The organism is Acidovorax sp. Root267, from assembly GCF_001429215.1.
GTDB classification, from domain to species: Bacteria; Pseudomonadota; Gammaproteobacteria; order Burkholderiales; family Burkholderiaceae_C; genus Acidovorax; species Acidovorax radicis.
Genome location: NZ_LMJC01000010.1, coordinates 29,726 through 51,948, shown reverse-complemented (window position 1 = coordinate 51,948; position 22,223 = coordinate 29,726). Strand labels below are relative to the sequence as shown.

Sequence of the window (22,223 nt, the reverse complement as noted above, 5' to 3'; positions counted from 1 at the left end):
GTTCGTTATGCGGCGCGTCGGCCAGTTTTTTTGGAGGCGGGTTTTGTGGGCTTGGCGGACGGGGCGCTTTTATTTTTGGCAAGGGGCTTCTTGGCAGCAGCTTTCTTGGCGGGCGTGGACGGAAGCCGAGTCACGGATGCCTTGGCTTTGCCTGTCGACAGACTGCGCGATTTCTCCGGCGACTGGGAAGACTTTCCCGCCAGGCTACGTTTCAGGAGCGAAGTGAGATCCAACACCTCGGCGCCTGCAGATGCCGGCGGGCTGCTCTCCACCTTCGCAACATCGGCGATGTCTCCGGCTGAGGCCTTCTTCTCCACCAGCGCATTGATTTGGTCAGCAAAGGAGTTGCGGAAGCTGTCCGCATCCCATGCCTGTGTCATGTCATCGATAAGCTGCACGGCCATAGCCATTTCAGCATCTTTGATACCTGCGGTCTTGGGGTCCAAAGGTGGCAGATTCAATTGCTCGAATGATCGAATTTCGCCGCCCCAGCGAAGGAGATTTAATATGAGCGCCCGACCACAAGGTATGAGCACGGCGAGGTGCTGCTTGGACTGGATGACGACCTTGGCCACACCTACCTTGTTACTTTTGCGGAGCGCTTCGCGGAGCAAGGCGTAGACCTTCTCGCCCCGCTTGAGTGGAGCGGTGTAGTAAGGCCGCTCAAGATACACAAACGGAATCTCATCAGCGTCAAGAAACGCTTCGATTTCGATGGTCTGGGTGACTTTCGGAAAAGCAGCTGCGATCTCTTCGGGTGAAAGAACGACGTAGCGTCCTTCCTCGTACTCCACGCCCTTCACGATGTCGGTGCTGGCGATGTCCTTGCCAGTGATCTTGTTGATTCGCTTGTACCCTACTGGCTGCATAGAGCGTTTATCGAGCCAGTCAAAATCAACGCCCGAACTCGCGGTGGCCGAATACAACCCGACCGGGATATGTACGAGGCCAAAGCTGATAGCCCCTTTCCACATGGTGCGGGTAGATGTGGGTGCCTGGCCCCGGTCTTCTGCCATGACGCCGCTCACTGGGAAACAAGGTAATTGTTGACTGCGCCGCCCGAGGGCACGACTGCCACCACTGCCATCCAACAGTGGGGCCAGCCGCGCAGCTCGTAAGGCTCCCCCAATCTGATGAACGCGCCGTCGTGAATAGTTTTGTCGTAACTCATATATCAACTCCTTGAAAGGCACTTAGTCGAAATGCGTCTAGGGACTGGTGGAGGAAGAGACATTCAAGCGCATAAATGGGATCACCGAGCGTGCATGGCAATCAGTGCTTAGCGATACAACTAGACCGTGTGGCTTGCCCCTCCACCGTAGCGCTAAAAAATCATCCCAGCGGTTTCCACCGTGGCGGCTCGGGCTCTGGGTACGGAAACATTTCGCGCCGGGGACGCTGCAACGCTTCCCACTGCCGCATTCGCTTCAGTTGACGGGGTTTGAGAAGTACAGAACCGGAGCGATGGGTCTTCGACATATAGGCCTCCTCAACGCGTGGACCGAAATAACAATGCTGGCCGCCGTTGCGTTGTCACCTGATTTGCGGTGCGTTCAATGCGGCCCTCTGGGGTACTTTGCGTATGAGCCTCACACGCGTGCGTGAAGGCAAGAAAATTTTCGTATGTGAACGCAAGAACCCGGCGCTCGCAATTCTCACAAGAGGGTATTTGCGCTGCACTTTGCTTTCTCATTGGAGTGACCTCCACCATTGCCAGAACGTCACATCAGCGTAGGACATGCACCCAGCGTCCGGGAGCAGGAATCTTTCAATCGAGCGTGTAGGTCATCACCGATTCAAAGCTGGAGTGATCACATTGCTCCGGACTGTCGGGAGTACGGACATTGAGCCTTGTTGGCCACCCACGTTTGCCTACGACTTTCGCCTACATCGACCTCATTCCTGTCTATCGACGATGCAGTTCCCAACGATCTATAAGGGACATTCGGATCCCCTGGCGTTTGACTTCAAAAAACTGGTGGCTTCGGGTTGGCCAATTTTCAAGGAGATTCTGTGGACCACGTCAATGATCACATTGCGCAAGTCACTTATCGAAATATCGAGAACATCCTATGCGCCGAGGACGTTCGAAGGAACAACACTCAGCTTCTTTACCGGGCTGTAGCGAAGGTAACTCAGGCATGCGGCACGGTGGGCTTTCTGGCTCTAAACGCCTTCATTTTTATTGGTTGGATAGTGTTCAACGAGCTCATCGTTAAGTTCGATCCTTTTCCATACACCCTGCTGCTATTTGGAGTGTCGCTCGAAGCGATTTTTCTGTCAGTTTTGATTCTCATCAGTCAGAACATGGCAGCAGCGGAGAGTGAACGTAGACACCATTTGGACCTCCAGATGAATCTACTCTCAGAACGAGAAATTACGGCGCTCATGCGGCTTGTAGTGCATATGGCAGAGAAGAACGGTATCCCGGATGAAAAGACGGAGGAAGTGCGTGCTTTCGCCCACGAAACGGATCCTGCGGGTGTGCTCCATCAGATCGTCCGCGCTGAACACCGACATCGCCTGGTCGTCGCAGGGGAGACCGCCCAGCCCAGGGCCAAAAGTGGCTGATGGGCTCCGCTGAAGTTCGGCCCCTGGGCATATCCCGCGTCACTGGAGCGACTGGCCACGCATTCTTTGCTCGCTCGTCCTACACGAGGCGCTTCCCTCCAAAAATACGATGGCATCGTGAACTTTGAAGCCCAAAATGCCCCTTTCGCTTCTGACCTTTAATCGCGGAGATTTCTCATGTTTGAGAAAGCTGCTCGAAGCCACCTCCCGGTCGCTCGACAAGACATCCGGGGAACGCGGGAAGTCGTGATGCCCTTTACACGAGGGTTGGCAGGACATACGAGTCATCACGAAATTGCGACTCGGGCCGAAGTAGCTCGCCGGATAGCGCACATGAAAGGCTGCGGAGTGAGTGATGAACTTCCCCAGGCGCTGTGGCCCGCCCGTACCTATCTCATCCCAAGCGAAACAGTGGTGGGTCTGGAGCTGGCTAAGAGCATTGGACTTCATGGTGAGGACGATTTGTTCGGAGGTGTCGTACCTCACGCATTTATCGCCTCAAAGGCGATTACGCATCCATTGGTCTCACCCAACTCAAAACGCCCTGAAGGGTGGAATCCTCAATTTCACGAGTTGGTACGTGACGCAGTGCTACCGGGTTACACAGCGTTTTCTCGTTCTGACGCTACAGAGGCCGTGAGGGAGTTGTTGGCACTGGGCCCGGTTCGACTGAAGCCCGTCGCAGAGACAGGGGGTCATGGACAGGTAGTAGTGAAAGGCCTCAAAGAGTTGAATGCATGCCTGTCACAAACGCCGGTTCAAGCATTGCGAGGGCCTGGCCTAGTGCTTGAACACAACCTGTCAGCGGTCGAGACACTGAGTGTCGGGCAAGTTCGAGTTGCTGGCATATTGGCTAGCTACTACGGTAAGCAGCACCTCACCGAGAACAATGCAGGTGTAGTGACATATGGAGGGTCTGACTTAACGGTCGTGCGTGGGGATTTCGGTGATCTATTGAAAACCCTAGCACCGGGCGCGGAGCGCATCGCTGTGGAACAGGCGCTCACCTACGACGAGGCGGTGAGGGGTTGTTTTCCAGGATTTTTTTCTTCGCGTATCAACTACGACGTCGCGCAAGGCCCGAACGCCATGGGCCAGTGGTGCTCTGGTGTCCTTGAACAGTCTTGGCGCATGGGAGGCGCGACGGGCGCCGAGATCGCTGCGCTGGAGGCTTTTCATGAGGACCCAAGTCTCATGCTGGTTCACACAAAGTGTGTCGAAATATTTGGCCCTCTTGTGCCACTTCCAGACGGTGCCGTGAAGTATTTCCAGGGAGAGGATCCTGAAGCGGGATTTTTGACAAAGTATGCGCTGGTGGAAAACCGATGACTACACGACACAGGACCATAAAGATTCCCACAGGAGATCGAACCATTGCTGGAACGTTGGTCGCGCCCGACACAATCGTCCCCGGCGTTTTGCTGGTGCATGGATGGGACGGAAGCCAGGAGCAGTACTTGGCACGGGCTCACGCCATTGCCGCTCTGGGATGCATTTGTCTCACCATTGACTTGCGTGGCCATGCGAACGATCGGGTACAACGTGACATCGTGACCCGCGAGGACAATCTCAACGACATGTTGGCGGCGTACGACACTCTCGTAGGCCATCCCGCCGTCGACGAAGAGTCTGTTGTGTTGGTAGGAAGCAGCTACGGTGGCTACCTGGCCTCGATCCTCAGCGCTATTCGGCCCGTGCGCTGGATGGCCCTGCGCGCCCCCGCCTTATATAAGGACGATGAGTGGCTGACGTCGAAACAGCATCTTGATCGGCAGGAAATTGCCCGTTATCGGGCATTGGAACTTCCAGCCAATAGCAACAGAGCCCTTGCGGCAAGCGCCGCTTTCAAAGGGGATGTTCTGCTGGTGGAGTCGGAGCTCGATCACATCGTCCCTCACACAGTGATCGAGAATTATCTAGCAGCTTTCCTCAAGACCCGATCCATGACACACCGGATGATTCCTGAAGCCGACCATAGCCTTTCTAAGAAAGAATGGAGCAACGCTTACACAAAAATGCTGGTGAAGTGGATGTCGGAAATGCTCGGTCACGCGAGGGAAGGCTTGGCTTCTGGACCAACACTGCGGTAGTGCTATCTCGAGTTGGAGGCTGACAGCAAGAAACTCAGAGGATCACGCATTTCTGCCCCAACAAGGGAATCTCGATAGGGACTCACGATGCAGGGAGGGCAGACAAAGTCAATCCGTCTGCCCGCCTCCTGCAGCGCCGCTGGCCGCAGACAGACCACCGCGATACGGTTCTGACGGCTCGGAGATGGTTCGCAGCGCGTCCATGGTGTCTGTGTCCTCCTCACCCTTGGTGGCCAAGTCACCCAGCGATACCACGCCCACCAGTTGCTGATCCTTGTCTACCACCGGAAGCCGACGCACCTGCTGGCTGCGCATAGTCTCCAGCGCCGCCGCGACGGTGTCATCCTCCTTGCAATACAACAAGCCCTCGGACATGACCTCGCTAAGCGGTGCATGCAGGAGCTCTTGTGCCACCCCCCGCACGACAATGTCGCGGTCGGTGACCATACCCACTAGGCGGGCTCCATTGCAGACAGGCAGGGCACCAACGTCCAACTCACGCATTGCTTGCGCGGCCGCCGTCACAGTTTCACTGGGAGCCATGGTGCGTATGCCTCGGGTCATAACATCAGATACGGTTTGCATGTTGCGTCCTTAAATCAGGTGTGAGGTAGAACGGCGAGAAGAGCTCCAGTCGGGTCTGTGAATGGGCCAGGCAGTAGCGAATTCTTCCGCCTGGCCCAACAGTCAGCATCAGCACGGGCTGAGTCAACCGCAACGATCAAGTCGCATCTTTGGACTTTTGGGTATTCCCCTGGGAGCCGCTGGCGCCGCTGCCGGGTGCAGTGTTAGAACCAGAGTTCTTCTGGTTCTGCTGCCCTTGCTGCTGACCCGACGATCCGGTGTTGCGGGTAGTCCGCCACTGGCTGAAGTCGTCTGAGAACTTCTGGTAACGCTCCTTGCGCCAAGTGTCGTAGTCATCGTCCAGCATGCGTAGCTGCTCATCTCGCCACTGCTGATAATCGGGATCACGGTAGCCTTGGCTCTGCTGCGCGGGCATTGAACCGCGGATGAAACCGTATGCGTTGCCGCCCTGTTCTCGGTCCCCATCACGATAGGACGAAGTGAAGCGACCTTGATCGCGAAAGCCCTGATTGTCAAACGGCGCACTCCACGCATGCGGTTGTTGGTCGGCGTCTTGGTTGTAGGCGGAGCGGCTTTGCGAGCCATACGAGCCGCCCCAGTCTCGGCTTCTTGGAGATGGATATCCCTGCGACTCGCTGCGGAAGTTCCCGCTATCACGACTCATGCCATATTGGCCATAACCCTGCTGCCCGTAGCGCTCTTGACCCGAGCGTTCTTGGTCATAGCGGGCGCCGCGTGTCTCGAACTCCCGGCGATAACCGCCGGTACCGCTTCGTTGATCATCGCTGCTGTAGCCCTGGTGGTTGCTGCGCTCGCCGAGCCGCGTGTCATCGGCATCTCTGCCCATGCCGTGATGGGAAAAGTTGCTATCGTCGCTGTCTCTGTAGCCCATAGTTGACTCCTTGTGAAGTGGTTGAAAATTTGCACACGAACACCATGGGTGGGTCGTGTGAAGTTCATGTTCGGTGGGCGCAACAGAGCGTTTTGTAGGTCAGTTCCTATAGGCTTGTGAGCCCAGGGCGATGTGGTGTAAGAAGGAGCACTCGGTGTAGCAAGACGCAAAGACAATCTGCAAGTGAGCGATAAGACCGCCTTTAAAGGTTAGGGCGGAAACATTCCAGCCGATACCGGTTGGATGTGTGGAGGGGCCGCCGACGACGGCTGAAGAAAAGTCTTGCGTAAGTCGAGCTTGGCGACCTCGCAGAACATGGGCGTTGCGCGCCGTTCTGTGCTTCTCCCATCGCCGGGGCGCCCCCCCCCGAAAGTAGCTGATGCGCCATTCGTTCAATACGGAGATCCGCACCTAAACCCAACTCCCCCGCCATGCCAATCCGACGCGAGGGTGAGTGGTGCGGTCGTGTACGTACTGACTGAGACGCCGCAGGCTGATGAGGTGTTCGGCTCTCATTTCTCCAGCAGCGCTAGTAGCTCGACACGGCAAATCGATAGCCGGCCTCTCAGGCATACGCAACTGTCCGACAAGGCGAGCAGAGCTCGGATGACGCTTTAACCCTCGGAGTCTTTTAGCCTGAGGGTACCTAGCAATCGTGCTAGCGATCTACTTCATAGGAGCTATCAAATGTCTACCTTGAAATCCCTAAAAGCTGCGGCTGCTGTGCTTACATCCTTTTCCCTCATCAGCCTTGCAACCGCACAGAGCAATCCGCCGACTACTGCAAATCCAAACCCAGCCACTGGAGCAGGCCAGCAAAGCTCTCAGAGCACACCCATGGGAAGTACTGGTACTCAAGGAAACTCCAACACCGGGACTCCTGCATCTTCATCTGATATGGGCAGTTCCGGCTCAACGTCCAACTCTGCCAACCCTGCTGCGCCTGCACAGTCGAATGCAGGAGCATCGGCAAGTCGTCCTCCCCGTGCTGACCGAAACTGAGAATTCAAACGAATGTACAGGGGCGACGTCGCGAGCAAAATATCTGCAGCTTCGAGCCCTTTTCTGATTTCCCGGCAGAAGGAATTATTCTGGACTACGGCGCGTAACTGGCGATGCCTGCCGGAGAAACCATTTCCCGTCCACTTGTTGCGAACAGAGCACAGATGCAATTGGCACACAACATCAAAAGTCCATAACAGCGATCTCTGGGGACATTTGCTGGGTATACAAAATGCAGTCAGTTGTTGATGCAAACTCATCGGTCGTCGGCGAGGAGGATCCGGGTGCTGGTCTGGAATCCGTCCGGGGGTATATGCAACAGCAGCAAATGCAGCTGAGCGACCATGTCCAAATGGTGTGCAGAACGGGCGGTGAAGAGCTTTGTATAGAAATTCGTCCAAGTGAAAATAGCCCCTGTCCGACTTTCACGCATCTTCTTGAGCTCGTAGTCGGGCACCACAACTCCATCGCAGATGCCGTTTGGGATGTGTTTCAGGCAACAGGTCAACACCAGCTTGAAGTTGCAGTCTGCGAGAGAGTGGACGGGACACTCGCTGTAAAAATTGATCATCACTAACTCCAATACGTCGTGCATTGACTTCTGAACTCGTCGCATTGTGGTGAAGAGGGGTTCCAAGGACACGCTGCGCTTTGATCGAGGATGAAGAAAGCTCAGCTTGGGACTAGCCCGCCTACCCCCGGAACGGCACCGGCACAGCCAACTGCAAAAACCAGGTGCACTTGACCACGGAGTCCACTGCAACGTGACCACACGCGCCACATCTGCTTGACCGACCGGACCAGGGCCCCGTGCCAATCGGAGTTGCTCGGCGTAGGAGCTCCTCCTCCTCTGACAAACATCAGATCCCCACAAAGCTACCTTGCAGAACCGAAACGCGCTAGGTCGCATGCTGTTCGGACTGCCATCGGCAGGTGGTAGGGGCTTGGCTGATCATTGAGTCCGGCAGACTTGCCACCAATCCGTTCAATTGACTATGAGATTGGGCGCACTCGACTGGCACGTATCAGCACTCTGCAGTGGGCCATTGCGCTGCAGGCATGGAGAGGGCTGCCATGCATCGGTTCTACCCGAGTCATGTCAACGTCTGAATCAGGCTGGGAGCGGCCGTTGACCCATTTCGCTTTGAACGACCGCGTCGCCGAAGAGCAGACACCAGGAAAGCTGTCAGGCATCAATGCAAAGCCGACCTCAGTGCGAAGCCGGATCGTTTCCCAAGCAGATGCTTGAAATTGGTGGTCGCAAAGACAGCGAGCCACACCGCTTTGTCGCTGCATCCGCTGGACTGGTTAGATTCTGCAAGGGCTCATGATCCGGTCATGGCAGGCTGCAGCTATCAGGCGCGCGAGTGGCGTGAGCGAACGTCGACAAGAACGATGGGGAAGCGGTCACGTCTCTCGCGCAACACCATCCGCAAGTACCTGCGCGCAGGCGAGGCCGAGCCGCACTACGCCAAGCGGGTCAGTCCTTCCAAGCTCGATCTCTTTGCATCGAAGCTCTCGGGCTGGCTCAAGACGGAAGCTGGCCGATCCCGCAAGCAGCGGCGCACCGTCATGCAGATGCATGTCGATCTGCAGGCCCTGGGCTATAGGCATCAAGACTTCCGCGCACCAAACAAATGCGGTCACCTATGACGGGGAAGTCGTATGCCAGGCGATGCAGACCGCTGTAGGCGGCTCCCAGGGTCGCGAGGACGCAGGCAAAGACAAGCACCTTACGCAGCGCAGCACCATGTGAGGCTGCAACCCCGCCTACGGGCGCCCAGCGATTGGGTCCACCCAGTGCCAACACCACCAGTACCAGGATGATTCCAGAGTGCCCCACCGCATCGATCATGCCAAAGGGGATGATGGCGGAGACAAAAAAGAACAGAAGCACTACCGAAGCGCCTCGCCCTGCCACGCGACCCGTGACAAGCAGATACGCCGTGCTGAACTCCACGAATCCAGCCGCAACCATGTAAAACTCAGGACCGAACCCAAAGGCCAATTCTGGGCGCTGCGCCAGCAAGCCGAAACTCCATTCCGGGTATCCCCATTTCTCGATGCTGGCCCACAGCAAGGTGATCGCGGTCAAGCCCCGCAACAAGCCATCGGCCAATGCCGCCATTGACACACCAAACCAGGACCACAAGAACAGATAGGCAGCGATTCCCAGAAAGATGGGGTAGTCCAACAGATGGAAAATTCCATACTTCGCAATTGCCAGCGCATACAGCACCGGAATCCCCAAAGCGCCCAGCCACGCTGAGCGGCGAGCGAGTAGCAGGACGGCCATGGTCCCCTGCATCCAGCGGACATGAGGGAGATCGGTCTTGAGCTCAGGGGTTAGAAGCACATCGCCGTACAGGCAAAGTGCAAAGAAAAAGACACTCAATCCAATGCGCAGAAAGTCCGGGGCAATGCGCACCATCCTCCCCGAAAGCGCTGCCCAGCGATCCAGCAGGCCCGTCGCCCCCATGGCGCGCCAGAACGCGCTGTTGGAAAGGCGCTGGTCTGCCCAGAAAATGCAGTACATCAAGGGCAGGATGCACGCTGCCATCAGCACGAACTCATGGCTGGTGAAAACTGCCAGAGGATCGCGGGGGCGCTGCTGCAGATCGAAAGGAACGAACCATTTGACATGGGCGCCGACGCCTTGGTGCACGAACGCCGCACATGCCGGAATGCAAAGGCGCCAGGCGGTGCTATGAAAGGCTGATGTGCCTCGTTGCGGCAACGGGTCAGCCTGGCAAGGGAAGCGCTTTTTCATCGTCATTTCCAGGTGGGGGAGCAGGCCAGCGGACTGCGCGATCAGCGCAGCCCATGCATGGAAGAACCTGGGCAATTCTCTGGATGAGCGCTATTTCTAGCCACCATGAGCGCGCCAGATTCTTGCGCCAACGTGCCACCCATCAGCAACCTGATTGCGGCAGAAACCTCCGGGCCAGGATGGACTGATCAACGGCACCCAGGGGGCGGGCTGGAAGCCACCGCTTATCAGGATTCATGGGAAAGTTCAACCCGCAACTGGGAGCTGCGCGCCGCCAGCAATCCACCCAAAATCCCAGTGCATGACCACGCCGCGCCCCGACCCGCATGCTCCCGCCATCTCCCAGACATCGGACGGCATGCCGCCCGGGCGGCTCGACGCTTGGTGGACAGGTGCGATCAGGCAAGGTTTTCTTCAGAAAATGCAGCAGCGCTTCGGGGCCGCGATGGAAGCGTCGATCTCCATCTTGGACTCCGCCAGCTTTCAAGGGACGATCCGTTCGGGCCGCGTTGGATCGCTGAGGTACTGCCACATCAAAGCGGCTGGCTGTTCCTATTCGCACCGTATCCACCAGCCCGAAGTGCATGGCCACAGCATCATCCTGCAGCTTTCGGGTGTTACGGAAATTCACTGCGGAGCAGAGCAGCGGCTGCTTCGCCCGGGCGAGTTCCTGCTGATCAACGACCTGCGCCATCTGCGCATCGACAATCCGGGACCGGTGGAGCACATCCTGCTGCTCAATCCCTTGTCCAGGCACCCCGCTACCTGCGCGCAGCAGAGTGCGCTGTCCGTACGGCACGCAAACCAGTCAGCCACTGCACACATGGCGTACCGCTGGATACCGGACGCATGCAGCGGCATGGACTGGAGCCTTCTGGGCATGGGAGGTTCGCTGGCGGGCTGTGTGTCAGGCTTGCTCGACGCTGTGTTCTCGCAGACGGCGCAGCCGCGCAATGACGGCAAGCCCGGCAAGCTCCACTACGAAGATGTGCTGATGTACATCGCACAAGCGCTGACCGAAGCGGAACTGGGGGTAGCGAGCATCGCACGAGCACTGGGCTGCAGCACGAGGACCTTGCACCGCATTTCGCACAACGCGGGAGGCGAGTCGATTGAACGCTGCATCCGGCGACTGCGCATTGAAAAGTGCGGCGAGCTCCTGCGCACAGCGCAGGTGCGCAGCATCACAGAACTGAGCGCACTGTATGGCTTTGCCAGCCCGGCGCATTTTTCAAACGCATTCCGCTCGGTCTACGGCGTCAGCCCTTCGCAGTACCGCCTTTCGCGAGCTTTCTGTCCGATTCCACGGCCGCTTCTGTCCTGACCGTGCGAGCCGTCGTACGACGGCACTGGTGCTACGCAGCGCGCAGCGTCTGGGACGGCAGTTCTGCGAACTGCCGCTTGTAGTCTGCGGAAAACTGCCCCAGATGCCAAAATCCCCAGAGGGCCGCCACGTCCTGAACGCCGACGCGCGGATCGCGCTCGGACTTGAGCTGGCGCCGCACGCCATTGAGGCGCAGAATCCGCAGGTAGCGTGCAGGGCTCATGCCAAGGATGTCTTGAAAGCAATAGTTGAGCTTGCGATGGCTTGCCCCCACGTGGCTGCACACATCCAGCAGGGACGGAGGCTCGTTCACACGTGAGAGCATCATCTCGCGAGCACGGTTGACGACGCGTCGGCGCAAGGCGATAGATCTCAGGTGGGAGGTGTCGGTTTCCAGTGGCAGCTCATCCAAGAACGCCAGCAACATGTCGTCCCTGAAACGTGATATTACTGGCTCGCCATCCCAGTTGCCCGCACCGGGTAGATCGGCGTTGAAGAACACGCTGTTCAGGCGCGCTCGCAAACTACTTGCGACCTCCCGGCCCACGACAACCACCACCTGCTGCTCCAGCCATGACGCTAGAGGCCGATCGTAGATGCGCTGCGAGATTTCATTGACCATATCGCAATCCACCGACAGGGCGCCTATCTGCGACGCATGGGTGTTGCACAGGTCTAGGTCGTCACCACGGCCCACCAGCAGCGAATTGGAGTCAAGGCGCTGACCGTTGCAAATGGCCTCACCATCGGGCTGCAGCACCAAGGCGAAGCCATACATGTCCCGACCGATCTCTCCCCGCTGGCGCACCGATCTGTTCATGGTTTCCTTGACCATATACGCACCAGGCAGGTGAATCTGCTCCACGCGGCCATGGAAGGCGCCTTCCGACAATTGCTCGTACTGCAATGCCCACTCCGGCAACGAACCCGCATGCTCTTCGACATCGGCCGTGTCTGCACAGCAATGCCACGCAGCAGGCAGCAATTTTTCATCGAGGACGGAACAGTTTTCGAAACAAGTAGTTGCCAAAATCGGCCTCCTGAGCAGGATTGCCTGAACACAGGCACCGCCGCCTGAAATATCAGGGAAGGTCTGGCAAGAACCATCTCGCGCAAACCCTAACCCGGTGCGACCAACCGCGTGCCGAGGCACGCCGGGAGCACCGTAAGCCAATGCATGGGACGTGCCAGCTAGCAGGTTTTCGCCCACTTCCTCAGCAAGATTGCAGAAATTCGATAGCGCCTGCGCGGGGCCTGCACCTATGGTCGAGGACGCAGCGATACCCATCGCAGCGCTCCGCCAGCTCTCGCCCCCGTTTCCTACTTTCGAATCGCCGTGCATATCCCCTTCTTTCGCAGCTTCAGCAGGATTCGCGAGCCCTCCATAGCCCCCGAGCCCGCAGCAGAGCCCGCTCCAAGGCTCGGTGGCCAGTTGGAGCGGGCGCTAGGACGCACCGTGGCGCTGCTGCAGTACACCGCTGACAGCCACGATGCCCTGGACGACGTGTTCACCGAAATCGACGGCCGCTCGCGGACGGTGATCGAGGAACTCGACACCATGCGCACCACGATGGAGCAATCCCGCCAATCGGCGCAGGACAAGGCGCAGGCCAGCATCGACCGCCTCTCCGCGCTCTCACAGGAGGCCATCGACTCGCTTACGCAGCTATCGGCCGATCTGGATAAGCGCATGGAACGCATCGGCGCCGTCATGGAGACCATAGAGCGTTCGAGCAGCGAACTCTCATTGCTGGCCATCAACAGCGGCATCCAAGCCGCTCACGGTGGCGAGGCAGGCCGTGCCTTCGGCGTGCTTGCCACCCGCATGCGCAACCTGGCAGAGCGGTCCTCCTTGGACGCCCGGCAGGTGGCAAAATTGCTGGACTTTTCGCCGTTCCGTGCCAGCTTCACGCAGTTCAACACCACCCTGGCGCACAGCATCGGTGATGCGGACAGGCGTATATCCGGTGCATTCCATTCCATGTCCGCCAGCCAGATCGACATGGCGGCGCGCATGGACGAGATAGAGGCTCATACGCGCGCCATCCCCGACATGCTGGCCAATGCGCGCGATGCCATCGAGCGAGGCCGCCGCGTGTTGGAGATTGCCCAAGCAGGCTGCGCCGAGATGCAGAATGCCTGCCACGGACCCCGTGCGCTGGCAGCAGCGGCCCAGCGGATCGGAGCACCCACGGCAAGCGGCGTATCCGTGCTCGACTCCGTGCGCGGCAGGGGGGTGCTGCGTGTTGCGATAGAGCCCCGTGCCTGGGGCATGAGCTTTCGCGCGCGGGGCGCATCCCAGCCACGCGGACTGGACATTGACTTGGCACAAGCATTCGCCCGGCGATTGGGTGTGGCCGTGGAGTTCGTGGAGCGCCCGTGGCTGGAATGCCCCTGGCTGCTCATGGCAGGCGCGGACGCGGGCGCTGCAGCCGATGTCATGTGGAGCGCACTGGTGCCCGCCCCCATCTTTCACCGCGTGGCATTTTCCGACCCATACGTGCACTTTCGCTATGTGCTGGTTCGAAGGCAAGGCGAGGCCCGCTTCACCGACATCGGCTCTCTGGCCGGGCACACGCTGGGTGCCATGCCGGACCCTGCCGTGCCCGATCTGCTGCATGCCCATGGCGTTCGCTGGGGACGCGACAGCCTGCAGGCAGGTGTCCCCCGGCTGAAGAACCTGCTGATCTTTCCATCGCTCACCGAAGTGTTCGATGCGCTGTGCGCGGGGCGCGTGGATGCCCTGTTGCTGGAGCAAACCATGGCCGGCTGGGTTTGCGCCGCGCCCGACAGCCCCTGGTCAGGCCGGCTGGAGATGCAGGCGGCAGCGCCATCCGACCCGGTCTTCCACTACACGGTGGGGGTCTGCGACGACTCCGCAGCCGACACGATGCGAGAAGAACTCAACGCCTTCATCAACGGTCTTCACAGCGTGCCCGACTATGGCCAGCTCCTGAAGCGCTGGCACATCGAACCGGCACAGGTGCAGCCCACCCTTCAGTAACCCACCGCCTGTCCATCGCGGCGACCATCGGAGGCTGCGACGTAGTAGCCCTGTGCACGTTGCACGATCTGGGCCGCGCCAAAGTCAAGATGTCCCGTGGGCAGGGTCTGCACTGCGTGCCCCCGATCATGCAGGCCTTGTGTAACCACCGCGGGCATATGCGCCTCCAGTTTCACGGCATGGTCCAGTGGCGAGACCATGAAGCGCGGCGCATCGTTCATCGCCTGAGGCGCCTGCCCGAAGTCGGCCAAGCGCGACAGCATCTGCACATGCCCCTGGGCCTGCATGAATCCCCCCATCACGCCGAACGCCATCAGCGGGTCGCCTGCGGCATCGGTGACGAAGCCCGGGATAATGGTGTGCAAAGGCCGCTTGCCTGGTGCCACCTGGTTGGGGTGGCCCGGCTCCAGATTGAAGTTCCAGCCCCGGTTGTGCAGCGCTATCCCCGTGCCCGGAACCACCACCCCGGACCCGAATGCAAAGTAGTTGGACTGGATCAGCGAGACCATCATGCCATCGGCATCTGCGGCAGCGAGATAGACCGTTCCCCCAGCCCTCGGCGCGCCAGGCGCAGTCGCCTGGGCCCGATGCGGGTCAATCAACCGGGCGCGCCGTGCAAGGTAGTCGGGGTCCAGCAACTGTGCCGTGGTGCACCGCATGTGAGCAGGGTCCGCCACGTGGGCATGCAGGTCGGCAAAGGCGAGCTTCATCGCCTCGATCTGAAGGTGCGCCGCCGCAGCGGTGTCCAGGCCGGCCTCGCGCATATCGAAATGCTCAAGCATTCCCAATGCCATCAGCGCGGCGATGCCTTGCCCATTGGGAGGGATCTCGTGCAAGGTGAGCCCTCGATAGCGCTGTGCCACCGGCGTCACCCACTGCGGCTGCTGGGCAGCCAGGTCGGCCTCGGTCAGTGCACCGCCTGTGGCTTGCGCATAAGCGGCAATGCGTTCGGCCAAGGCACCACGGTAGAAAGACTCTCCACCCGTTGCAGCGATGTCGGCCAGTGTCCTGGCCTGGTCGGGAAAGCGCCACCACTCGCCCGCCACCGGAGCGCGGCCTTCGCGCATGAAGGCGGTATCAAATCCCGGCTGGCCATGCACCAGGTCGGCCAGCAGGGGCCAGACCGAAGCGACGAAAGGTGACACCGCAAATCCGTTGTCTGCGTAGTCGATGGCACTGTCGAACAAGCGCGCGAATGGCAAGCGTCCAAAGCGATCCGATAGGGCGCGCCAGCCCGAAACCTGCCCTGGAACCGTGACTGCATCCCACCCCGTGCGCGGCATCTGCGACCGGCCGGCGAATCGCTCTGGGCGCCACGCTGCGGGAGCCGCACCCGTCGCGTTCAGGCCGTGCAGTTCGCCCTGGTCCCACACCATCGCATAAAGATCACCGCCGATGCCATTCATGATTGGCTCCACCACGGTGAGCGTGATGGCAGCGGCTAGGGCTGCATCCACGGCATTGCCTCCCGCTTGCAGCACCCGCAATCCTGCCTGGGCAGCCAGGGGCTGCGTGGTGGTAACGGTGTTGCGCGCCAGGGTGGGCGTACGGTACGAGGGATAGGGTGAAGTCGAGTTCATGGCAATGGAAAGGGATAACGCAGATGGTGTGGAGCCTCAGCGTAGCCCTGCAGGCATGCCGTCGCAAGCATGCGCGCAGGGCTTCTGCGCACTCGCAACAGGCGGATCCACATTTGCCGGATTTCGATAACGAGGCGCGCTCCACAGGAATAACCTGAGGCTCGATTGCGCCGCCACAGGGCGAGCAGTCCCACCCCACCGCGAAGGACAATGCCATGCCCGATCCCACCTCCCTCTCCTGCCTGCGCCGCTACCTGGCCATCGCACTGGCTGCGGCGTACGCCGCATCGCCTGCCTTGGCGCAGTCAACTGACGCGCCAGCCCGCATCGTGGTCGGGTTCCCTGCTGGCGGCTCGGCCGACGCCGTTGCCCGCCTGCTCACCGAGAAGCTTGCCGTTCAATTGGGTCGGCCAGTCATCGTCGACAACCGGCCGGGCGCTGGCGGGCGTATTGCTGCGGCGGCGCTCAAGTCGGCGCCGAGCGATGGGAGCGTGGTGATGCTGGCGCCCGAGGCTCTCACGGTCACCAATCCGCTGGTTTTTCGCAAGCTTGCGTACGCGGTGTCCGATCTCGCCCCCATCTCCATGGTGGCGGAGTTCCCATACGTATTGGCGGCAAGCAGTGCTTCTGGCGCCAAGACGCTGCCGGATTTCGTGAGGTGGGCGCGCCAGTCTCCTGAGCGCGCCAGTTTCGGCTCACCAGCAGCGGGCAGCCCTCTGCACTTCTTCGGCTTACTGGTGGGGCAAGTCACGCTGCTGCCAATGGTGCATGTGCCCTTCCAGGGCGGTGCACCCCTGGTCACAGCCATGGCGGGTGGCCACGTTCCGGCAGGCATCAATACATTGGGCGACATGCTGGAAATGCACCGCAGCGGCAAGGTCCAGGTGCTGGCCGTATCCGGCCGCGAGCGCGCGCCGCTGCTTCCGGATGTGCCGACTTTTGCGGAGAGCGGCTACCCAGGAACGCAGGTGAAAGGCTGGTATGGCCTGTATGCCCCCGCCGCCACATCGCCGGCAGCCATCGCGCAATGGAACACGGCGCTGCGCAAGGTGCTGGCAGAGCGTGAGGTGTATGCGCGGCTGATGGCCATCGGCCTGCAGCCCAAGCCTGGCTCCCCTGTCGAGTTGCGTACAGCCCAGGAGGCAGGCGCCGCGGTGTGGGCACCCATCGTCAAGGCATCGGGCTTCTATCTGGATTGATACGACGCGCTCCCTTATCCACCGCTGAACCGGGCTGTGCCCGTAGCCCTGGCCTGAGCATGGCCGGCAGCGCCGTGGGCAACTGCCATGCCAATGTTCGCACAAACCCTTAGAGCGACGTACCCCGTTTGGTAGGTGCCGCGCACGTATCCCGTGCCTAACCTCGACTACGGACAAACACTTTCATCCACCCCTGAACGAAGAGACGCTTCCATGCAAATCGCATCCCCGACCCTGCGCAAATACCTGGTGTCCGCCAGCGCCCTGAGCCTGGCCTGTGCGGCACACGCCGTTGAGAACGGTGCCCCCATCACACCCATAGGTGTGTTCGAGTTCGGCGCCGGCATGCTGCCTCCGCCGTCCGACGTGGCCACCGTGGGTGTACGTGCAGCCCAGTACAGCGCCACGAGGTTGAAGGATACCAACGGCAACGCAGCCCCCGTGGGCATCAAGATCCGCGCCAGCAGCGTCGGTGCGGCCGTGGTGAAAATGACCGACACCCCGCTGCTGGGTGGCACCTACGGCTTCTCAGCTGTCGTCCCTTATCTCGACATGCAGAACCGCCTGACGGTCCCCACACCCGTCGGACCGATGGACCTGCGGGGTGAGAACCGTGCAATCGGCGACGTTCAAGTTGCGCCAGTGATCGTCAAGTGGACTCCCTCGCCTGGCGTGTTCATGAACGCGCGGGTGGAACTGCAACTGCCCACCGGATCCTACGACCGAACCCGGATCATCAATGCCGGCACCAACCACTGGACCGCCTCGCCGACTTTCGCCTTCACCTACATCACGCCGGGCGGATTCGAAGTGTCGTCCAACATCCAGGTGAACGTGCACGGCAAGAACAAGGACACGCAGTACCGCTCAGGCATGGAGTACCAGCACGACTTCGCCGTGGGCCAGCACGCGGGTCCGTGGACCTTCGGCGTCGGCGGCTATCTCTACAAGCAGCTGACGGACGACAAGGTCAACGGCACTCGGTTCCAGGACGGCAACCGCTCGCGTGTGGTGGCACTGGGCCCCACGGTCAGCTTCTTTGAACTGGGTTCCGACTGGCCGCTGATCTGGGCCCATGTCTACAAGGAGTTCGGTGCGCGGAATCGCACCCAGGGCACGCAGTTCGCCGTGCGCGCAGCCTGGACGTTTTGAGCTCAGCGCACCCAAGACTTGCCGGAGCCAGACAGATGAGCGGCAGCAGACGAAAGCACCAAGCGGACCAAATCGGATTGGCGATGCTGGCCTGTCTTGGCCTGGATCTGCTTGAGTTGAACCCGCGCTGTCCCCACCGAAACACCGCGCTGCAGCGCGTAGTGTTCCACAGAGCTACCGGTTGCCAGAGCTCCGAGCAGCCTCGCCTCCGTCGGTGTCAGTCCAAAAAGGCTTTCAAGTGCGCCCGCTGGCAGGTCCAGGGTCTGGTCCGCCGCCGAGATGACGAGCATCACCGCCTCGGGGTCACCCGATGCCTGGACGGCCACATGCAAAGACCCCGGACCTTGACCCATGCGGATGTAGCCTACGTTTTGCCCGGGGGCATCTCGCACCATGGCGAGCTGACTCAGCAGCTTGTGTGTTTCAGTTGCGTTGCGTCCATGCAGGGAATCGCCGCGCAGCGTAAGTGTGGCGTCGGCTCCCAGCAAATCCAAGGCATACCGGTTGGACCATTGCACGCAGCCTCTTCGATCGCTCAAAACGATACCAAAGCGAAGGCAGTCCATCAGTTCGCGCAGACGGTCATCCCTTTCTACCGAGGCCGCGAGCTGCTCGGTAAGCAGGAAAGCCTGTCCCAAATGGGGGGCCAAGTCGGCCAGGCGATTGGCATGCTGTTCGTTGAACTCTCCAGAATCATGCACAGAACGGTGCAGGGCAAGGCTCAGGTACACCCCACGGCCTACGTCCTGCAATGTGCCCATGAAATGACCCAACCCCAAAGTGGCCAACCGCTGTTGGAGCATGGGCCGGGCTTCGTCGCCAGGATCGAAAAGCAGTTCATCGCCTGCCACCCGGTCCAGTCCGCGCAACGCGCGATGGAGGTTCAGCCGGGGGTTATCGCCATCTGCCAGCCCTTGGGGCTCGGTGGCAATGCTCGCCAGGGTGCGCGAATCTCTCGCCGCCCACAGGATCTGAGCACGCCCCTGATCGAAGCGAAAGGCCTGAACCACGGCAGAGCACGCCCCCGTGGACACGCACAGTCTATCGAGCGACTGTGTCCAGCGCGACGGCTGCGTTGCGCTGGCATACAGATCCAACAACAGTTCATCGGGCTTGCTCAAGAAAGCAGAGTGACCACTACGCATATAGAAACTTCTTCGACGCCAGGCGCCATGGGTTCGCACACCACCAAGGTGCTCCTACTCGCCAGCCAACGGCTATTGCGAGCCATGAGCCTAACGATTGCCTCAGGACTCACAACGGGGGATTCCCTCGTTCCATTCCATTGACCTCCAAACACCAAGTCCATGCACATTGACATCGCTCCACTGCCGACATTGATCCTGTACCACCCGCGCATCTTCACCATGACGGCAGACCGCCCCTGGGCAGAAGCAATTTCCGTGCAGGAGGGCCGCATCGTTGCCGTAGGAACACTGCAGGAGGCCCAGGCCACACTGCCCGGCGCACGCGTGATCGACCTGCCTGGCGCTATGGTTGTCCCCGGGCTGCTGGACGTGCACAATCATTTCGTCTGGGCAGGCCGTGCCGAGCTCTACGAGATGTTCGTGCCGCCTGTATTCAGCCTCGACCAAGTGCTTGCAGCCGTTCGCGAAGCAGCTGCAAGCAAGGCGCCCGGTGATTGGATCGTGGGCGGCATATGGGGCTCTTCCCTGATGGAGCAGCTCGACGGGAAGGCGCGCGAACGGCTCGACGAAGCGGCTGGTGGCCGCCCCGTGATGCTGCGCGACGACTCGCACCACAACCGATTCGTCAGCACTGCCGCCCTGGTAGCCGCCGGCATACAGGACGACACGCCTGACCCGACCAACGGCCGGATCGTGCGCGACCCGGTCACAGGCTCGGCCACCGGGCTGCTCCTGGAAGCCGCTTGCAGCCTGGTGGAGATCGCGCTTGCCAAGGCCATGGACGCAACACCGCACCTGGACGTGGAGGCCGCCGCACACGCCATCAAAAGGCTCAATGCCTGCGGGGTGACCGGCATGCAAGAAGCCCTCACCACCCGCGCCGTGCTGCGCGCAGTGAAAGCACTGGAAGACCAGGGGCGCCTGAGCGCCTGGGTCGTCGGCTCAATCCCCGTGACCGAAGCGCCACTGGCGCCCGGTGAAGCGGGTGAAGAGCTGATGGCCATGCGGGAGCAGTTCCGCAGTAGGCATTTCATGCCCGATGCGGGCAAGATCTTCCTCGACGGCGTACCCACCTCGCGCACCGCCGCCATGCTGGAACCCTACCTACCCGATGCAGTGCACGGCTGCTGCTTTCGCGGCGGCACCACGCTGACCGTGCCACAGTTGGCCAAGGTGCTGGCGGACAGCGAGCGCCGGGGAATTCGCGTCAAGATCCACTGCACGGGCGACGCATCGACACGTGCTGCGCTCGATGCCATCGACGTGGTGCGCAGCTTCAACGGCCCCGGCCTGCGCCATCAGATCGCTCACGCCAGCTTCGTCGATCCTGCGGAGATTCCGCGCTTTGCCGAGCTCGATGTGGTGGCCGACCTGTCGCCCCCGCTGTGGTTCCCCAGCGTGATCATCGAGGCTATCCGCAGCACGGTTCCCCAACCGCTGGTGGACCGGATCGCACCAATCCGCTCGCTCATCGACGCTGGCGCGCTGGTGGCCGGGGGATCCGACTGGCCCGTGGTCCCGGATCCCAGCCCCTGGCCATCCATCCAGGGAATGGTGACCCGCCGGGACCCGACCGGCCGCCTGGACGGCGCCCTCTGTCCCGAAGAAGCGATTGGCGTGGAAGAAGCCCTCAGGGCCTACACCATCCAGGCGGCGCAGGCCACCGGCCTGGCGCACCTAACCGGCTCCATCGAAGTGGGCAAGTCTGCCGACCTGGCCATCCTGGACACCCTGCTGTTCGACGTGGACCCGGGCCAGCTGGGGGCCACACAGGTGCTGCAGACCTGGTTCGAGGGCCGCTGCGTCCATGGGGCGACAGCATGACGGACGACCTGTGCGTTCCCGTCATCGTGCTGACGGGCTTTCTGGGCAGCGGCAAGACCACGCTGCTGCACCAGCTCATGCAGCGTGCCGAATGGCAGAACACCGCAGTCATCGTCAACGAGTTGGGAGAGATGGGCCTGGACCACCTGCTGGTGCAGCACGTGGCGCCGAATGTGCAGGTACTGCCCAACGGCTGTGTGTGCTGCTCGGTCAGCGAGGACCTGGCCCGCACCTTGGCCGATCTGCACGCGCGGCGCCACAGGGGCGAGATCCACTTCAACCGGGTGGTGGTGGAAACCACGGGCCTGGCGGACCCGATGCCCCTGCTGCATACCCTGGCCACGCACGAGGCACTGGCTCGCCAGTTCCGCACGGAGGGCGTGGCCGTCACCGTGGACGCCTGCAACGGCACCGCCACACTGCAGCGGCACGAAGAGGCCCGCAGACAGGTGGCCATGGCAGACACCTTGCTGCTAACCAAGACGGATCTGGCCGGCGCACGTGACCTGCAGCCCCTGGCACAGCAGCTCGCGCGCATCAACGCCAGTGCACCGCTGCGCCGGGTGGTGCGCGGAGAACTGGACTCCGAACACCTGTTCCACCTGAGGCACGAATTCCTGGCGCTGAAAGACCGCCTGCATACACCCCAGGGCCAGCGCCCAGGCTGGCTGCTGCTGGGCAACCCAGGCCGTGGGGTCACGCGGCTGTCCGCCCAATCCCGCCAGCATCTGTCCCACGCCAGCGACATCACCACCGAATGCTTCGCCATCGACGAGCCGGTGCGTGGCGCAGCGTTCAGCCACTGGCTCGAACTGCTGGCAGCCCTGCGCGGCGAACAGATGCTGCGCTTCAAAGGCCTGATCCACATCGCAGAAGACCCGGAGCGCCCCCGCGTAGTGCACGCCGCCCAGCACCTCATCCATCCGCCCGAGTCACTGCCTGCATGGCCCGGCACGGACCGCCGCTCCCTCCTGGTCTTCATCACCCAGGGCATGGAGCCTGGGCTGATCGCCCGCACGCTGTCGAAATTCACCGGCGCATTTCCCGTTCCCTCGCATCCCTGACTGCCATCCCTGGAGCCT

18 protein-coding genes and 1 pseudogene are annotated in these 22,223 nt (G+C 60.9%); 10 read left to right on the top strand and 9 right to left on the bottom strand.

The genetic code is table 11. The features are described from left to right. Nucleotides 1-5: 5 nt before the first annotated feature. Complete coding sequence (locus ASE39_RS09360) at nt 6-1,016, bottom strand: Ku protein (RefSeq protein ID WP_057228257.1); 1,011 nt, start codon at nt 1,014-1,016, stop codon at nt 6-8. A gap of 8 nt (nt 1,017-1,024) precedes the next feature. Next, nucleotides 1,025-1,171: a hypothetical protein gene (locus ASE39_RS26765; protein WP_158004173.1), complete on the bottom strand. Its 147-nt coding sequence runs from the start codon at nt 1,169-1,171 to the stop codon at nt 1,025-1,027. A gap of 842 nt (nt 1,172-2,013) precedes the next feature. On the opposite strand from ASE39_RS26765, the gene ASE39_RS09355 reads away from it, so the two are divergent. The 3 genes from ASE39_RS09355 (at nt 2,014) to ASE39_RS09345 (ending at nt 4,661) form a co-directional block, all read left to right on the top strand. Continuing rightward, the gene (locus tag ASE39_RS09355) at nt 2,014-2,571 is read left to right on the top strand and encodes a DUF1003 domain-containing protein (protein ID WP_057228256.1); all 558 of its coding nucleotides are present in this window, start codon (nt 2,014-2,016) and stop codon (nt 2,569-2,571) included. Nucleotides 2,572-2,748: 177 nt separating this feature from the next. After that, nucleotides 2,749-3,900 (top strand): DUF3182 family protein, encoded by a 1,152-nt coding sequence (locus tag ASE39_RS09350; protein ID WP_057228254.1) that lies wholly within the window; start codon nt 2,749-2,751, stop codon nt 3,898-3,900. Then, nucleotides 3,897-4,661, top strand: coding sequence for an alpha/beta fold hydrolase (locus ASE39_RS09345; RefSeq protein WP_057270973.1), 765 nt, complete (start codon nt 3,897-3,899; stop codon nt 4,659-4,661). Before ASE39_RS09350 ends, ASE39_RS09345 begins: the two co-directional genes overlap by 4 nt. A gap of 108 nt (nt 4,662-4,769) precedes the next feature. Here the strand turns inward: ASE39_RS09345 and ASE39_RS09340 are convergent, their stop codons facing one another. From ASE39_RS09340 to ASE39_RS09325, 3 genes are all read right to left on the bottom strand, one after another. Beyond that, nucleotides 4,770-5,246: a CBS domain-containing protein gene (locus tag ASE39_RS09340; RefSeq protein ID WP_057270972.1), complete on the bottom strand. Its 477-nt coding sequence runs from the start codon at nt 5,244-5,246 to the stop codon at nt 4,770-4,772. A 136-nt stretch (nt 5,247-5,382) separates the two neighbouring features. Beyond that, entirely contained in the window at nt 5,383-6,138 is a 756-nt protein-coding gene (locus tag ASE39_RS09335) for a hypothetical protein (RefSeq protein ID WP_057228247.1), read from the bottom strand. Between the two features lie 1,258 nt (nt 6,139-7,396). After that, nucleotides 7,397-7,711 (bottom strand): hypothetical protein, encoded by a 315-nt coding sequence (locus ASE39_RS09325; protein WP_140426269.1) that lies wholly within the window; start codon nt 7,709-7,711, stop codon nt 7,397-7,399. A 767-nt stretch (nt 7,712-8,478) separates the two neighbouring features. Between ASE39_RS09325 and ASE39_RS25785 the strand changes: the two are divergent. After that, nucleotides 8,479-8,748: pseudogene (locus tag ASE39_RS25785) on the top strand (IS21 family transposase); the annotation flags it as partial. Here ASE39_RS25785 and ASE39_RS09320 read toward each other — a convergent pair. Beyond that, on the bottom strand, nt 8,711-9,910 hold the full coding sequence (locus tag ASE39_RS09320) for a hypothetical protein (RefSeq protein WP_140426734.1): 1,200 nt from the start codon (nt 9,908-9,910) through the stop codon (nt 8,711-8,713). The pseudogene ASE39_RS25785 and the gene ASE39_RS09320 overlap by 38 nt on opposite strands. A gap of 301 nt (nt 9,911-10,211) precedes the next feature. Here ASE39_RS09320 and ASE39_RS09315 point away from each other — a divergent pair, with 301 nt between their 5' ends. Further along, nucleotides 10,212-11,234 (top strand): helix-turn-helix domain-containing protein, encoded by a 1,023-nt coding sequence (locus ASE39_RS09315; protein WP_082615381.1) that lies wholly within the window; start codon nt 10,212-10,214, stop codon nt 11,232-11,234. Nucleotides 11,235-11,265: 31 nt separating this feature from the next. On the opposite strand, the gene ASE39_RS26875 is transcribed toward ASE39_RS09315, so the two are convergent. After that, on the bottom strand, nt 11,266-12,522 hold the full coding sequence (locus ASE39_RS26875) for a helix-turn-helix domain-containing protein (RefSeq protein WP_199864261.1): 1,257 nt from the start codon (nt 12,520-12,522) through the stop codon (nt 11,266-11,268). Nucleotides 12,523-12,570: 48 nt separating this feature from the next. Between ASE39_RS26875 and ASE39_RS09305 the strand changes: the two genes are divergently transcribed. Continuing rightward, nucleotides 12,571-14,238 (top strand): transporter substrate-binding domain-containing protein, encoded by a 1,668-nt coding sequence (locus ASE39_RS09305; protein ID WP_140426733.1) that lies wholly within the window; start codon nt 12,571-12,573, stop codon nt 14,236-14,238. Here the strand turns inward: ASE39_RS09305 and ASE39_RS09300 are convergent. Beyond that, entirely contained in the window at nt 14,232-15,818 is a 1,587-nt protein-coding gene (locus tag ASE39_RS09300) for a gamma-glutamyltransferase family protein (RefSeq protein WP_057270966.1), read from the bottom strand. The two genes, ASE39_RS09305 and ASE39_RS09300, sit on opposite strands and share 7 nt — an antisense overlap. Before the next feature lie 215 nt (nt 15,819-16,033). Here ASE39_RS09300 and ASE39_RS09295 point away from each other — a divergent pair, with 215 nt between their 5' ends. Both ASE39_RS09295 and ASE39_RS09290 read left to right on the top strand, forming a co-directional pair. Then, on the top strand, nt 16,034-17,017 hold the full coding sequence (locus ASE39_RS09295) for a tripartite tricarboxylate transporter substrate-binding protein (protein WP_057270965.1): 984 nt from the start codon (nt 16,034-16,036) through the stop codon (nt 17,015-17,017). A 213-nt stretch (nt 17,018-17,230) separates the two neighbouring features. Next, on the top strand, nt 17,231-18,169 hold the full coding sequence (locus ASE39_RS09290) for a transporter (RefSeq protein ID WP_057270964.1): 939 nt from the start codon (nt 17,231-17,233) through the stop codon (nt 18,167-18,169). A 2-nt stretch (nt 18,170-18,171) separates the two neighbouring features. Here ASE39_RS09290 and ASE39_RS09285 read toward each other — a convergent pair whose 3' ends face one another. After that, entirely contained in the window at nt 18,172-19,290 is a 1,119-nt protein-coding gene (locus ASE39_RS09285; protein WP_140426732.1) for a helix-turn-helix transcriptional regulator, read from the bottom strand. Nucleotides 19,291-19,476: 186 nt separating this feature from the next. Here ASE39_RS09285 and ASE39_RS09280 point away from each other — a divergent pair, with 186 nt between their 5' ends. Both ASE39_RS09280 and ASE39_RS09275 read left to right on the top strand, forming a co-directional pair. Next, on the top strand, nt 19,477-21,141 hold the full coding sequence (locus tag ASE39_RS09280; protein WP_057270962.1) for an amidohydrolase: 1,665 nt from the start codon (nt 19,477-19,479) through the stop codon (nt 21,139-21,141). Further along, entirely contained in the window at nt 21,138-22,205 is a 1,068-nt protein-coding gene (locus ASE39_RS09275; protein ID WP_057270961.1) for a GTP-binding protein, read from the top strand. The genes ASE39_RS09280 and ASE39_RS09275 overlap by 4 nt, the downstream gene beginning before the upstream one ends. Nucleotides 22,206-22,223 lie beyond the last annotated feature (18 nt).